Annotated in this window: 13 protein-coding genes; 10 read left to right on the plus strand and 3 right to left on the minus strand. The window is 39.2% G+C overall.

The features are described 5' to 3' along the window. The first annotated feature begins 297 nt into the window (after nt 1-297). The 5 genes from A7P54_RS08545 (at nt 298) to hisG (ending at nt 4,602) form a co-directional block, all read left to right on the plus strand. The gene (locus A7P54_RS08545) at nt 298-1,746 is read left to right on the plus strand and encodes an RNA polymerase factor sigma-54 (RefSeq protein ID WP_216077069.1); all 1,449 of its coding nucleotides are present in this window, start codon (nt 298-300) and stop codon (nt 1,744-1,746) included. A 172-nt stretch (nt 1,747-1,918) separates the two neighbouring features. Then, on the plus strand, nt 1,919-2,260 hold the full coding sequence (gene raiA, locus A7P54_RS08550; RefSeq protein ID WP_004655596.1) for a ribosome-associated translation inhibitor RaiA: 342 nt from the start codon (nt 1,919-1,921) through the stop codon (nt 2,258-2,260). Between the two features lie 138 nt (nt 2,261-2,398). Continuing rightward, entirely contained in the window at nt 2,399-2,650 is a 252-nt protein-coding gene (gene ibaG, locus A7P54_RS08555) for a BolA family iron metabolism protein IbaG (protein ID WP_005151378.1), read from the plus strand. 6 nt (nt 2,651-2,656) lie between these two features. After that, nucleotides 2,657-3,916: a UDP-N-acetylglucosamine 1-carboxyvinyltransferase gene (gene murA, locus A7P54_RS08560; RefSeq protein WP_004804524.1), complete on the plus strand. Its 1,260-nt coding sequence runs from the start codon at nt 2,657-2,659 to the stop codon at nt 3,914-3,916. Then, nucleotides 3,913-4,602 carry an ATP phosphoribosyltransferase gene (gene hisG, locus A7P54_RS08565; protein ID WP_005151374.1) on the plus strand — a complete coding sequence of 230 codons (690 nt, stop codon included), beginning with the start codon at nt 3,913-3,915 and terminating at the stop codon, nt 4,600-4,602. Before murA ends, hisG begins: the two co-directional genes overlap by 4 nt. Before the next feature lie 45 nt (nt 4,603-4,647). Here hisG and A7P54_RS08570 read toward each other — a convergent pair whose 3' ends face one another. Both A7P54_RS08570 and A7P54_RS08575 read right to left on the minus strand, forming a co-directional pair. Beyond that, entirely contained in the window at nt 4,648-5,520 is an 873-nt protein-coding gene (locus A7P54_RS08570; RefSeq protein ID WP_171549319.1) for a sigma-70 family RNA polymerase sigma factor, read from the minus strand. 5 nt (nt 5,521-5,525) lie between these two features. Beyond that, complete coding sequence (locus A7P54_RS08575; protein ID WP_171549320.1) at nt 5,526-5,957, minus strand: carboxymuconolactone decarboxylase family protein; 432 nt, start codon at nt 5,955-5,957, stop codon at nt 5,526-5,528. Between the two features lie 254 nt (nt 5,958-6,211). Between A7P54_RS08575 and hisD the strand changes: the two genes are divergently transcribed. Both hisD and hisC read left to right on the plus strand, forming a co-directional pair. Beyond that, nucleotides 6,212-7,501 carry a histidinol dehydrogenase gene (gene hisD / locus A7P54_RS08580; RefSeq protein WP_033133454.1) on the plus strand — a complete coding sequence of 430 codons (1,290 nt, stop codon included), beginning with the start codon at nt 6,212-6,214 and terminating at the stop codon, nt 7,499-7,501. A gap of 61 nt (nt 7,502-7,562) precedes the next feature. Beyond that, nucleotides 7,563-8,648 (plus strand): histidinol-phosphate transaminase, encoded by a 1,086-nt coding sequence (gene hisC, locus A7P54_RS08585; RefSeq protein WP_171549321.1) that lies wholly within the window; start codon nt 7,563-7,565, stop codon nt 8,646-8,648. Between the two features lie 14 nt (nt 8,649-8,662). On the opposite strand, the gene A7P54_RS08590 is transcribed toward hisC, so the two are convergent. Continuing rightward, nucleotides 8,663-10,006: an anthranilate synthase component I family protein gene (locus A7P54_RS08590; RefSeq protein ID WP_171549322.1), complete on the minus strand. Its 1,344-nt coding sequence runs from the start codon at nt 10,004-10,006 to the stop codon at nt 8,663-8,665. Nucleotides 10,007-10,515: 509 nt separating this feature from the next. On the opposite strand from A7P54_RS08590, the gene A7P54_RS08595 reads away from it, so the two are divergent. The 3 genes from A7P54_RS08595 (at nt 10,516) to A7P54_RS08605 (ending at nt 13,925) form a co-directional block, all read left to right on the plus strand. After that, the gene (locus A7P54_RS08595) at nt 10,516-11,475 is read left to right on the plus strand and encodes a DUF6160 family protein (RefSeq protein WP_171549323.1); all 960 of its coding nucleotides are present in this window, start codon (nt 10,516-10,518) and stop codon (nt 11,473-11,475) included. A 422-nt stretch (nt 11,476-11,897) separates the two neighbouring features. Next, a complete protein-coding gene (locus A7P54_RS08600; protein ID WP_004804539.1) occupies nt 11,898-12,731 on the plus strand; it encodes a C39 family peptidase in 834 nt (277 codons plus the stop codon). A gap of 45 nt (nt 12,732-12,776) precedes the next feature. Beyond that, nucleotides 12,777-13,925 (plus strand): hypothetical protein, encoded by a 1,149-nt coding sequence (locus A7P54_RS08605; RefSeq protein WP_216077070.1) that lies wholly within the window; start codon nt 12,777-12,779, stop codon nt 13,923-13,925. The last annotated feature ends 15 nt before the right edge of the window (nt 13,926-13,940 follow it).

Genomic DNA, 13,940 nt, shown 5'->3' on the forward strand with positions numbered 1-13,940 from the left:
CTTTTAAATTAGAAACACCCCAATCTCGAGAGAGGTTGGGGTGTTTTTTATTGCGCGGACGGAAAGGTATAATGGGGAGAATCAATCGTAAAATCTGAGCTAAGGCTTTTATAGAAGGTGTAAAGAAAAGTCCTTTCTGACAATTTTTTATAAATATTATAAAAGATTGGACGTGTGCTAGTTTTTTGAACAGATAAGTCAGTTGAAAAGCTTTTTCCTTGTATGCGGAAACATTGCTTTATGTTATAAATATTTTTATAGGCATGTTTTTTGCTTATTTTAATAAAAGGAAAGACTATGAAATTATCTGTTGGATTGAAAGTTGCGAACAGCTTATCGTTAACTCCTCAATTGCAGCAGGCCATACGTCTTTTACAGCTATCTAGCTTAGAGTTAGAACAAGAAATTCAAATCCAGTTAGACAGCAATCCATTACTTGAAAAAATAGAAGATATGGGTACCACGGAAAGTCTGTCTTCACTAGAAGAAAAAGAGAATGGAGATTTAACCACTGAACTGAATGCGGATCATCTTCCAAATGATTTACCTGTTGATACTGAATGGGATGATATTTATACCCATCAATCTACAGCATTGGCCTCACCAGAATATGAAGAAAGAGAAGACAATCGTCAAGTACATTTGAGTCTCAAAGAGCATATTTTAGATCAAGTCAATCTCTTGCATTTTTCAACGGTAGAAAAATTGATTGCATATTGCATCGTAGACTCTCTTGATGATAAAGGGTTCCTCGATGCAGATTTGGATGATATTTTGCTTGCAGTTTCCCGTCTTTTACAGGAAATGGAGAGTGAAGAAGAGGTTGAGCAAGATGAAATTATTGTTGTTTTAAAACATATTCAACGTCTTGATCCTATTGGTGTCGGTTCCAGAAATTTAGCAGAATGCTTGAAAATCCAACTTGAAACTTTTAATGAAAAAGTTCCTTATCTCGCTGAAGCTAGAAATTTATTGAAATACTATGAGTTATTGATTTCGAATGACCTGAATAAGTTGTTAAAGCAAACAGGATTATCTAAAGAGCAATTAAAAAGTGCCGTTGATTTGTTGAAGACCTTAAAGCCTTATCCTGGGTTGGAATTCAATCAACAAGAATCTGAATACCAAGTTCCTGATGTTGTGGTGTCGAAGAAAGATCAACATTGGCAAGTTCAACTGAACCCTGATGTATTGCCTAAATTACGCATCAATTCTTTTTATTCAGGCATGATTCGTCGAGCTGATCAAAGTGACGATAATGTCTATTTGCGCAATCAAATGCTGGAAGCGAAGAATTTTATCAAGAGTATTGATGAACGTCATAAGACTTTGTTGAAAGTAGCAACCTGTATTGTTGAGCATCAGCGAGCTTTTTTGGAGCAAGGCCCAGAAGCGATGAAACCTTTAGTGCTTCGGGATGTGGCAGAAGAAGTTGAATTACATGAGTCGACCGTATCTCGGGTGACAACCAATAAATATATGCTGACACCACGTGGTTTATTTGAATTGAAATACTTCTTTTCTAGTCATGTTGGAACAACAACAGGTGGTGAGGCTTCATCGACGGCAATTCGTGCCATGATTAAAAAACTCGTTTCAAGTGAGAATCCGCGTAAGCCTTTGTCAGATAATGCAATTGCTGAAATGTTGAAGAATGAAGGGATTGAGGTGGCTCGACGCACGGTGGCAAAATATCGTGAATCGTTACATATTGCCTCATCTTCTGAAAGAAAAGTCTTGATCTAAATTTCAAGGTGTGACTATTCTAGGGGTTCATTATTACGGAATAATGAATTTTTTTAATGATCACTAGAGGAATCGCTGAAATGATTTAATGGATATTGAACCACTGATAATGTGCATTAAATTTGCTGAAGCGATTTTCTTGTATCCTGAGAAAAAGGTGAGGGATAGAATTATGCAAATAACGATTCGTGGGCACCATTTAACCATTACACCAGCCATTGAAGAAAATATAAAAGAAAAGTTTAGTCAAATGACCAAACATCTAGATCAGGTCAATAGTATGCAAATCAAGTTGGCTAAAGATCATCAAATTGACAAACGTTCACATAAAGGTAGTGCAAATCATATCGCTGAAGCGATTATACGTTTGCCGGGGGTAGAACTGTTTGCACAGGCCACAGCCGATGATATGTATACTTCAATTCGAAAACTGACAGATAAATTAAAACGCCAGCTAGCAAAACATCGAAAAATTCAATGTTCGTATCAGCATGAACTGGCACTTTTGAGTTAATTTTTTATTTTGTATAAGAGGCTTTTTGTGAAGCCTCTTTTTTTTATTGATAAAAAAAGAAACTGCTTACTGAATTATGTGAAAAAGTTATAGTAAAATAGCTGGTTTTACACCAATGGTTGTATAAGAGGCCTTGTAATGAATAGTGAGCAGCTCACGCAAATTTTAAAAGAAGCTTTCCCTGAAGCAGAAGTAGCAGTGAGCGGTCAAGCTGGGAAATTTGACCTTCGTATTGTGGATGATCAGTTTGAAGGTAAGCGTACCGTTGCTCGTCAACAAGCCGTTTATGCACCTCTAAATTCTTATATTGCGAGTGGCGCAGTTCACGCTGTTACGATTCGCGCAATGACAAAAGACGAATGGCGCAAAGCAAGCCTTTTCGGAGCTTAAATATTAATGGATAAATTTTTAATTACGGGCGGTGTTAAGCTCGAAGGTGAAGTGCGCATTTCTGGTGCTAAAAATGCAGCTTTACCTTTACTTGCAGCAATGATCCTTGCTGACTCTCCGATTAAGCTAACCAATGTACCTAATCTAAAAGATGTAAATACATTGGTTAAGTTGATTGCTGGTCTTGGTGTGACCATGAGCTATGAAGGTGAAACGGTTTGTGCTGACGCATCAACATTAGATAACCAGTTTGCACCATATGAACTTGTACGCACCATGCGTGCATCTATTTTGGTGCTTGGTCCTTTGTTAGCGCGTTATGGTAATGCAAAAGTATCATTACCAGGCGGCTGTGCGATTGGCTCACGTCCAGTCGATCAACACTTAAAAGCTTTAGAAGCTTTAGGTGCGCAGATTGAAGTTGAAAATGGCTATGTGCATGCTTCAGTTGATGGTCGTTTGAAAGGCGGTGAAGTTGTCTTTGATATGGTGACCGTTGGTGGTACCGAGAATATCTTAATGGCTGCTGCACTTGCTGAAGGTGTAACCACGATTCGTAATGCTGCTCGTGAACCAGAAATCACCGATCTTGCGCAAATGTTGATTAAGATGGGCGCTAAAATTGAAGGTTTAGATACAGATACTTTAGTCGTTACTGGTGTTGAAAGTTTGCATGGTTGTGAATATGCCGTTGTTGCAGACCGTATTGAAACAGGTTCATATTTAGCTGCCGCTGCCATTACTGGTGGACGAGTGAAGACTACCCATACTGATCCTTCATTATTAGAAGCAGTATTGGATAAGTTTGAAGAAATGGGTGCTGAAGTCACGCGTGGTGATGACTGGATTGAATTGGATATGCAGGGCAAACGTCCTAAAGCCGTGAGCTTTAGAACCTTACCGCATCCAGAATTTCCAACAGACATGCAAGCGCAAATTATGGCAGTCAATGTGATTGGACGTGGCTTTGCAACGATTTCTGAAACCATTTTCGAAAACCGTTTTATGCATGTACCAGAACTTTCACGTATGGGTGCGAATATTCAAGTGGAAGGACATGATGCGGTGGTAACGGGTGTGGAAACACTTCAAGCTGCACCTGTCATGGCAACCGATTTACGTGCTTCATTTTCACTTGTTTTAGCTGCTTTGGTTGCTGAAGGTGAAACATTGGTTGACCGTATCTATCATATTGATCGTGGTTACGAACATGTGGAAGAGAAATTGCAAAGTTTAGGTGCTCAGATTAAGCGAGTAAAAGGATGAATGACTTAAGAAACGATGATCCAAATTTTGACGTAATGGGCAATTTTGATCATGGTTTAACTTTAGCACTCAGTAAAGGTCGTATCTTAAAGGAAACATTACCGTTGCTTGAAAAGGCGGGTATTAATTTACTTGAAGATCCAGATAAATCACGCAAATTGATTTTTCCAACTACGCACAAAAAAGTTCGTATTTTGATCCTACGTGCGTCTGATGTTCCGACTTATGTTGAGAATGGTGCAGCAGACTTTGGCGTAGCGGGTAAAGATGTATTGATGGAACATGGTGCGCAACATGTTTATGAGTTGCTTGACCTAAAAATTGCCAATTGTAAGTTGATGACGGCGGGTAAAGTCGGCATGGAACGACCAAAAGGCCGTTTAAAGATCGCAACTAAATACGTCAACTTGACCCGTCAATACTATGCAAGCCTTGGTGAGCAGGTTGATGTCATTAAGCTATACGGATCAATGGAACTTGCACCTTTGGTTGGGTTGGGTGATTACATTGTCGACGTGGTTGATACAGGTAATACTTTACGTGCCAATGGCTTAGAGCCATTAGAAGAAATTTGCAAAGTTTCTTCACGCTTAATCGTCAATAAGGCGAGCTTTAAGCGTAAGCAAGCGGTGTTAAATCCGATTTTGACGCAACTTGAACAAGCCATTAAAGCACGTCAAAACTAAGTTTTAGATTGAATTGAATAAAATGGTCAGCTTCGGTTGGCCTTTTTATTTGAGTTTATCTGGATTACGTAAAGAATAAATGCTTTGCAGTTGTTGCTGATCATTGAAAGCAAAAGTAAGTACCATGACACAATAATGGTCTGAGTCATAGAGTTTAAAACCGACACTGCCATTGATATGGCACATTTCCCAAGAGAGCTCTGTCCAAGCCTGAAAAAGCAAGTGTTCAAAGAAACGTAATATAGGCGGTCGGCCAATGAAAGGCTGTCGAATGGCTGAGACTTTACCACCGCCATCTGCTGCAAATTGGATATCGTCACTAAGTAATTGTGTGAGTTGATTCAGGTTATGTGAATGAATGGCGACTTTGAATGCATTGAGTAAGTTGATTTGCTGCTGAGTCGGATGATTCGAGAGAACATTTGGTTCATCCGCAATACGTTTTCTGCTACGGGCCACCAATTGTCGACAATTACTTTGTTGTTCCCGAAGGATTTCCGAAATTTCAACATAGTCAAGATTAAAGATGTCATGTAGTAAATATGCTGCACGTTCTTTAACTGAAAGTTTTTCAAGAACCAAAAGAAAAGCAGTAGAGAGGGTATAGTCGGATTCGACTGAGAATGTTTCTGTATGATGATAGGGTTCAGGTAACCATGTTCCCGTATATTCAGTTCTAGATCTGTGGTGAGCACGGAGTAGATCAATACAATGGCGTGTGCATACAGAGGTCAGCCAAGCTTGGGGATTGAGAATATCTTGCTTGGGTTGCTGTTGCCATTTTATAAAAATATCCTGTAAGACATCTTCCGCATCACTTGTTGTTCCTAGCAGCCGATAAGCAAGACCGAACAGAAATGTTCGGCTTGTCTCAAAAATTGTTAAATCGTGTTGGCTAATCATGCCTGATGCTTTCATAGATGTTAATGCTGTGAAATTGCAATTCGATTCCACAAATTAATCATGCCAATCAGTAAAGTTAAAGCTGAAATTTGTGGCTCACTGAAATATTTTAACAAGGCTATACGGAAAGGCTCATAATCAGTGAGTGGGTTTAAAGTCGTGAGTGCTTCAACCCAAGCAAAGGCGGCTTTTTCCTGATCCGTATAATCATTGCAATGTCGCCATACCACCAAACGGTCCAAACGTGATTGTATTTCACCATCTGCCATAGCTTCAGCAATATGCATCTTCACACAAAAAGCACAACCATTGATTTGCGAGGCACGTAATAGAACAAGATGGTAAAGCGAGCGATCTATCAGAGCTGAATCAAGAATATTTTGATGGACTTGATAGAGGTGATGAATTGACTCTGGTAAGTGTTTTTTAGGATGAATATTGAGTGTCGTCATTATAGTGTTCCTGATTAAAATCAACGTAGGTATTCATTTGACGATTCAGCCTTTTGTTTTGTGACAAATGGAATAAAAAATTTAACTTTTGTTTTTGATAGCTAAATGTTTTGATTAAAAAGATAAAAGTAAAGATTGGGGATTGATCGAAGAACCTTCTCTTTCTGATTGATTTTTTTAGCCTATATTGTGCCCACAAGGACACCGAAAAAGAGTAAACTTAGCGCTCTCTTATTCGCCTTGTGGGTAAATTGATGCGACGTTTATCGACTCAGGATCAAAATTTTAAACAGACATTTGCTGAACTTTTAGCATTTGAAACGGTTAATGATCCTCAATTAATTCAAACTGTAGATCAAATTATTGCTGATGTACGTCAGCATGGTGATGATCATGTGCTTAAATTAACGCAACAGTTCGATCGACATCCAGCGCATCAATTCTCTGATTTAGAACTGACTCAAGCACAGCTCAAAACCGCATTTGATGGTTTAAGTGTTGAAATCCGTGAAGCATTAGAGCTTGCTGCAAAACGCATTCGTTCGTTCCATCAAGCACAAAAGCAGGAAGGTTGGACCTATATCGATGAGTTGGGTAATACCTTAGGTCAAAAAGTCACACCTTTGGATCGTGTAGGGATTTATGTGCCTGGCGGATTAGCCTCTTATCCATCATCGGTACTTATGAATGCTTTGCCTGCACATGTTGCAGGGGTTCCTGAAATTATTATGGTGGTTCCGGCACCAAATGGTGAGTTGAATCCATTGGTATTAGCAGCTGCCTATTTAGCTGGGGTGAGCCGAGTGTTTACCATTGGTGGTGCACAGGCCGTTGCAGCATTGGCTTATGGAACACAAACCATTCCAGCAGTAGACAAAATTACAGGACCAGGCAATCGATTTGTAGCAGCCGCAAAACGTGCGGTGTTTGGTCAAGTCGGTATCGATATGATTGCAGGGCCTTCGGAAATTCTGGTCTATGCCGAAGGTGAAAATAATGCTGAATGGCTAGCCATGGACGTATTGTCTCAAGCTGAGCATGATACGGTTGCACAAGCGATTTTCATTACTCCAGATGAAACTCTGTTAAATGCAGTTGAAGCCGCGATTGAAAAGCATTTAACTGAATTACCAAAAGCAGAAATTGCCAAAACTTCGATTCAAAATCGTGGTGCATTGGTATTGGTAAAAGATCGTGCAGAAGCAGTTGAATTGATTAATCAGGTCGCACCTGAGCATTTAGAACTTTGTCTTGATGATGCTGAATTGATGAGTCAGGAGATTCGTCATGCGGGTGCAATCTTTATGGGACGTTATACCCCAGAAGCCATTGGTGATTATTGTGCTGGTCCAAACCATGTCTTGCCGACATCGGGTACGGCACGTTTTTCTTCACCGCTCGGTGTTTATGATTTTCAGAAACGCTCTAGCTTAATTATGTGCTCTGAAGAGGGTGTGAAAAGCTTGGCAAAAGCAGCCGATGTTCTGGCAGTGCAAGAAAATCTTGATGCCCATGCGCGCTCAGCCCGTTATCGTTACCAATAACCGATTCAAAGATTGATAGGGGCTGGTTAGCCCCTTTTTTAGGATACATGAGAGTAGAACAATGACGTTTACAGCAGAACAAATGCGTTTTTGGAGCCCCGAGGTTCGTGAATTAGAGCCTTATGTACCCGGTGAGCAGCCTAAAATTCAAAACTTACTCAAACTCAATACCAATGAAAACCCATATCCGCCATCACCAAAAGTGGTGGAAGCAGTGCAAGCTGTTTTAGCAGATCATGCTGATGCCTTACGTCTATACCCTGACCCAGACGCGACGGTGTTAAAGCAGGCGATTGCCAAGCAGCAGCATGTTGATGTGGCTCAAGTCTTTGTCGGTAATGGGTCGGATGAAGTATTGGCACATATCTTCAAAGCTTTTTTTATCCAGAAACAACCGATTCTTTATCCAGATATCACCTATAGTTTTTATCCTGTTTATAGCCAGTTCTTTGCGACACAAACCAAGCAGATTCCTTTGAATGAAAAATTCGAAATAGATGTATCGGATTATGCGCAGGAAAATGGCGGTATTATCATCACCAATCCAAATGCGCCAACCAGTATCGCGCTCGGTTTAGATAAGATTGAGCAGGTACTCAAGGCAAATCCAGATCGCGTGGTCGTAATTGATGAAGCCTATGTTGATTTTGGTGCTGAGTCAGCAGTGCAATTGGTTAATCGCTATGAAAATTTAGTGGTTTGCCAAACGACCTCTAAGTCACGTTCATTGGCAGGCTTACGCGTTGGTTTTGCCATTGCACAAGCACATTTGATTGCGGGACTTGAAGCCGTAAAAAATAGTTTTAACTCCTATCCAATTGATCGTTTTGCAATAGCAGCAGCCGTGGCATCATTCGAAGATCAAGCTTATTTTGAAGCGCAATGTGCCAAAGTGATTGAGAGTCGAGAAAAATTAGTGAGTGATCTCATAGCTTTAGGCTTTGAGGTATTGCCTTCGAAAGCCAATTTTATCTTTGCTACACATCCGCAACATGATGCTGCCCAGTTGTCTCAACAATTGCGTGAACAGGGGATTATTGTGCGTTATTTCAATAAGCCGCGCATTAATCAATTCTTGCGTATCACGATTGGTACAGATGAACAAAACCAGCGTTTAGTCGATACGCTTAAAACGCAAATTTTATAAATCTGTATTGACGCTTATTGTTCAGAAGTTTGCCATGTATTGAGTAAATCAAGCATGGCAGAAATTTTATCAAAGCATTCTTGATATTCTGCTTCTGCATCAGAAGCAATGGTGATGCCGCCACCCGCCCACATCGATAATTGATCCTGATATTTTTGAATACTACGAATCAAAATATTCCAGCAACCTGTACCATCGAAATTAAAATAACCTAAGCTGCCACAATAAGCGCCACGCGGTGCACCTTCTAATTCTTCAATGATTTGCATAGCACGAATCTTCGGTGCACCTGTGATTGAACCACCTGGTAGGGCAGACAATAACATTTGCATTGGATTGATGTCTGCTTTTAAGGTTGCCGTAATCTCGCTGACCATATGATGGACTTGATTAAAGCTTTCAATTTCAAATAATTTGGTTGTCTCAACAGAGCCTGTTTCAGCATAGACACTCAAGTCATTGCGGAGCAAATCGACAATCATGACATTCTCAGCCTGATCTTTTTCAGAGTGGCTGAGTTTATCCTTTGAGATCTGATCTTGTTGTGGATCGTCAAAACGTGGCATGGTGCCTTTGATTGGGCGTGTTTTAATTTCTCGGTTGTCCTTGAATTCAATAAACAGTTCAGGAGAGCAACTGAGCAATTCAAAATCATTGATTTTGAGATAACCAGCATAGGGGGCTTGGGTGAGTTCCCATAAATCATGGGCACGGCTTAATAATGAACCTTGTACATGCGCTGTAAATTCTTGAGTCAAGTTAATTTGATAACAATCCCCCGCTTTGATGTACTCCTGCACTTGGTTGAATGCAGTGAAGTACTGCTGTTTCGTCCAACGAGGGCGGCATTGCTGATTTAAAGACAGTGCATTGAGTTGTTTTGGTGTATTGATCAAATCGGAAATGTGTTGATAGATATTTTCAGCCTGAGGTTCATCACTATAAAAGTACCATTCACCTTCCTGAAACTTTAAAAAGCTGAGGTATTGACCCAAGAAAAAACTTGGCTGTGGGCATGCATCAATTGTTGTAAATTGATCTGCACTATAGTCATAACTAAAGAAGCCAATATATCCACCATAAAATCCATCAGGATGATCAGAAGAGGAGGTGCCATCAAACTGAGAGAAGTCGAGGAGAGAGCGTACTTCTGATTTGATTTGATATTGATTGAATTGTATTTGTTGAAATTGTTGAAGCTTAGATTGCTGAAAAATTAGAAACTCTTTGGGTAAAAATGCAATTACAGGTGCACCTTGGTCATGCAAATAAACTAAGCCAGTCAAATCAAACAGTCGGGACAGAAGCTCAAATGCAGAAGTGAGTTGCGTGTTAAGCTTTTGCTGAAAATAAGACATAAAACGGAAATACTGGCTATACATTTGAAGAGAGAAATTGTACTACATCCAAAAATATCAAACTGATGTTTATCCTACTGTTTGATGAAAAAACGGATGCTTTTGCTCGAAGATTGCTTAGATCAAATAAATGATGTATTTATCAGATTAGAATGAATAAAGCACTTTTGTTAACACTTCTTATCTGATTTTTGACGATGATAAATGGTTAACAGATTTAAGTTTAGATTTGGTGTTCAAAAAAATATAATAAAAATCATGAATAATTACATGTTGTTGTCACGATTTTTTTGAATAGTTTGGATTGAGTGTTTTATATGCCGTTTGTCGGTTTGTGGATAAAAAGCAGTTAACAGGAGTTGAACATAAAATAACAAACAGGTAATTTAGTAATTGCTAAGCGAACTACTCAAGGATTGGAAGTTCAAGTTGTCATTTAAGAATAAAACGACCGTGGACAGTTTAGAGTAGTGTAAGTCAAAAAATAAATGCTCTTGGGAGAGTGCTCAATGAAAATGTTTACTAAACTAGCTTTAGTTTCTTCAATGGCGATTAGCGCAAATGCAATGGCTATGCAGTCAATGGATGATGCTGCACTAAGCGCTGCAACAGGTCAAGACGGGATTAATATTGGTCTTGGTATTAGCTCTGTTACGATCGATAAATTATTAATTCATGATAACGATGGTTATGCTGACAACGGTGGTGCAGCGGGTACAATTGGTTCTGGTGGTACAGGTGTTGCTGGTGCAATTGTTGTTAACAACGTTTCAGTTACACCAAATATGGCTGCATTGTTGCCTTCTCATAACTTGGCTGATTTGAAAATTGATACGGATGCTGGTACTACAGCAACTGGCGGTGCGTTCCTTAATGTTGCAGCTAAAGTATCTGGTTTGAATATTAGTCTTGGTAAAATCGAAGTTGCTGCTTCTGGAACTCAAGGTACAACAAATATCCAACGTGGCACTACTGGCGCAGCAAATGAAATCTTATCTGGTTTAACATTGAAAACAGGTACGATGGATGCAAATATTCAATTAGGTGCTGCTCCTCAAGGTGCAATGATCATGTTGAATACAACAATGACTGGTGGTTTGGAAATTACCAATTTAGGTATTAAAGATAAATCAACAATTGGTCAACAAACTTCAGGAGCTGTTGCAAGTACATTGGCGGGTGAAATTCGTCTAGACAGCATTAAAGTTGCTGATAATGGCAGTAATGACATGACTGTTAAGGCAAATGTAAGTGTAGTTGGTGAAAGTGTTGCAGGTGCTAATGACGGGTTCTTAAGAATTGTAAGTCAATCTCCAGCAAACGGTACAGATATTTACATTAAAGGCGTTCATTTAGGTAGTGCGACTGCAGGTTCAATCGGTGACGTAGAAATCCAAGGTTTAAAAACTACTTATGGTTCAGGTCCTACAGCAGCTTCTGGTGCAGTAATTACGATTTCTGGTCACTAATCGGTTATCAAACAAAAAAAGCGCATCTTGCGCTTTTTTTGTTTTTAAGTAGAGTTTCTATAGTGTAAATAATGCTGAAGGAAGTAACAATCGTGAGTTGTTTGAGTGTTTTAAATTATGCTGCTGATGTGTTGTTATTTTATGCCTATCATTCATAGGCTTTAAGTAAATTATTCGGTTTTATTTTTAGAACTAAAAAAGTTAAAATTATAAATAATTGTTATAGAAATGTTTGCTTAAAGGCAAGATTTGTCAAATTGTCGGTGTAATAATAAAAAAAATAACATTCTGTCAAAAAAAACCAAAAAAAAGATGTATTTTTTTATAAAAGAAGGTATCTTCATCTTGCAGGGATGTAGTGTCATAGACACTAAAAATAAGATGAATAAGGCAAGTGCTGCCATTGTTAGAAAAAGAGACTTATGTTAGAGATCGCTTTAGGCTCGGCATTGATGTATTACTTTACAACGCAAGCCTTTGAAATAGAAAAAAAACCAGAAGGATCTGTATATTATACAGAAACCTTGGATTCTCGTTATCCTTCCTTTACTCGCAACCACCGTGAAGCAGTAGTGATTAAACCTGCTACAGAGGATCAGTTTCGGGGGATCGTTCGTCAGGCCTATGATTATAGTTGTGGTTCAGCTGCCTTAACAACGTTATTAAATGGTTATGGGGGGTTACGTTTAACTGAACAGCAAACCATGAGCGGTCTACTCCAGTATGGTGAGTACCAGCGTATTATTGAGCGTCGTAGTTTCTCTTTATTAGATATGAAACGTTTTGTTTCCGCTTTAGGGATTAATAGTGGAGGTTATCGTGGGGAATTTTCAGATCTTATCTCGTTAAAGCAACCAGCGATTGTTCCTATTACTTATGCTGGCTTTAAACATTTTGTTGTATATAAAGCATATAAAGATGGGCGAGTTTATGTCGCTGATCCTGCGTTAGGTAATATTAGCTTTGATGAAACTCGTTTCAAAGAAATATGGGATAACAATACATTATTTATTGTTGATATTCCTCAACAATACCAAAAGAGCTTATTAGCATTACAAGATGCGGATATGCGTCATGTTGAGGATGCAACTGTAAATCGGTATGCCCTTGCTGAAATTCAATTTCCAACGCAAAAATTTGAGCATCTTGCGGACAAAGCTTCGACAATGCGTCGAGTATTGGATGCAGATCCTAATTCAGAAACGTATAACCAACCGATAACGACATATATGCGCTTATATTACAAGCGGAAGTAAATTTAGAAAAATCAGTAAAATTAATGTAATAGGATGCAAAGTAAAATGAATCGTACATGGATGAATATGAGTGTGTTGGCCTTAAGTTTAAGCGCAATCACATCAACACTTTACGCAGCAGAACAAGCATCACCTGTTGAGCCTGTAGCATCTGGAACAGATCAGGCATCAGTAGCTGAAGTACCAGTGGATACAGTTGCTGAAAGTCCAGCAAATCCTGTTGTAGATACCAGTGCGGTCGCTGAGGGGAATCAAGCAGACCAAGCTGCAAGTGCTTTACAAAAAAAAGAAACTGATGCAACACAGGAAACTAATTTACAAGAAGTATTCACATCCAATGAGCGCCAGTATTCATTAATTAAGAAAGGAATTTTTTCATCTTATTATGATTTGGACTATACCTATTATCGTGATAGCCGCCTTGATTTGGCCTTGAATGATAGTAATAGCTCATTATCTAGATTACGTGTTGAAGAAGATGCTAACCATACCTTAACCAATACGTTTACGGTTCAATACGGTTTATTAGACAATGTGACGTTATCTGCTTCGTTACCTTTTGTGGCGAAAAAAGAGTTATTGAAAGACCAAACAGCTGCAGGTTTAGGTGATATTAATTTTGGTGCGCGTTGGGAACCTTTTCCGTTAAAACAGGGCCGTTTGCCATTGGTCCTATTTGGTAGCTTATCAACTAAAACAGGTGATAGCCCATATGAAGTAGGGGTCGATGAGCTATCAACAGGTAAAGGTTATTATTCAGTTGGTGCTGGAGCAAGTACACGTAAATATATTGATCCTGTCGTATTGTTTGCATCAGTTTCAACTAGTTATGGTCTAAAAGAGTCTGGACTCAATCAATTGCGCGGAAGCCGCGTTTTAGAAAGTTTTGATCCAGGTCTCAGCGGTGGATTCTCTTTTGGTTTTGCCTATTCATTTAACTATGACGTGTCATTGACCATGTCATATCAACAAAGCTTTAATACTGGGGCGAAATTCTATTTCGAGAATGATGAAAGTTATAAATCTGCTGACCAGAGTAGTGCTATGTTGTCATTTGCTTTAGGGGTACGTGTATCACCTGAAACAATTGTCAATGGTACTGTCGGGATCGGTTTAACGGAAGATGCCCCAGATGTATCACTAGGCTTATCTTTCCCGCTTGATATCATAGGTTTTGGTAAAAAAGCTCGTTAAGGAGATGTAATAATG

Source organism: Acinetobacter sp. Ac_3412 (assembly GCF_013072675.1).
Lineage (GTDB): Bacteria > Pseudomonadota > Gammaproteobacteria > Pseudomonadales > Moraxellaceae > Acinetobacter > Acinetobacter higginsii.

Excerpts from the sequence above, each read along its gene's own strand:
- A7P54_RS08605 (WP_216077070.1), top strand. The coding sequence starts at position 12,777 with ATGAATCGTACATGGATGAATATGAGTGTGTTGGCCTTAAGTTTAAGC.
- ibaG (WP_005151378.1), top strand. The coding sequence starts at position 2,399 with ATGAATAGTGAGCAGCTCACGCAAATTTTAAAAGAAGCTTTCCCTGAA.
- hisG (WP_005151374.1), top strand. The coding sequence starts at position 3,913 with ATGAATGACTTAAGAAACGATGATCCAAATTTTGACGTAATGGGCAAT.
- murA (WP_004804524.1), top strand. The coding sequence starts at position 2,657 with ATGGATAAATTTTTAATTACGGGCGGTGTTAAGCTCGAAGGTGAAGTG.
- hisC (WP_171549321.1), top strand. The coding sequence starts at position 7,563 with ATGACGTTTACAGCAGAACAAATGCGTTTTTGGAGCCCCGAGGTTCGT.
- A7P54_RS08545 (WP_216077069.1), top strand. The coding sequence starts at position 298 with ATGAAATTATCTGTTGGATTGAAAGTTGCGAACAGCTTATCGTTAACT.
- A7P54_RS08570 (WP_171549319.1), bottom strand. The coding sequence starts at position 5,520 with ATGAAAGCATCAGGCATGATTAGCCAACACGATTTAACAATTTTTGAG.
- raiA (WP_004655596.1), top strand. The coding sequence starts at position 1,919 with ATGCAAATAACGATTCGTGGGCACCATTTAACCATTACACCAGCCATT.
- A7P54_RS08575 (WP_171549320.1), bottom strand. The coding sequence starts at position 5,957 with ATGACGACACTCAATATTCATCCTAAAAAACACTTACCAGAGTCAATT.
- A7P54_RS08600 (WP_004804539.1), top strand. The coding sequence starts at position 11,898 with ATGTTAGAGATCGCTTTAGGCTCGGCATTGATGTATTACTTTACAACG.
- hisD (WP_033133454.1), top strand. The coding sequence starts at position 6,212 with ATGCGACGTTTATCGACTCAGGATCAAAATTTTAAACAGACATTTGCT.
- A7P54_RS08595 (WP_171549323.1), top strand. The coding sequence starts at position 10,516 with ATGAAAATGTTTACTAAACTAGCTTTAGTTTCTTCAATGGCGATTAGC.
- A7P54_RS08590 (WP_171549322.1), bottom strand. The coding sequence starts at position 10,006 with ATGTCTTATTTTCAGCAAAAGCTTAACACGCAACTCACTTCTGCATTT.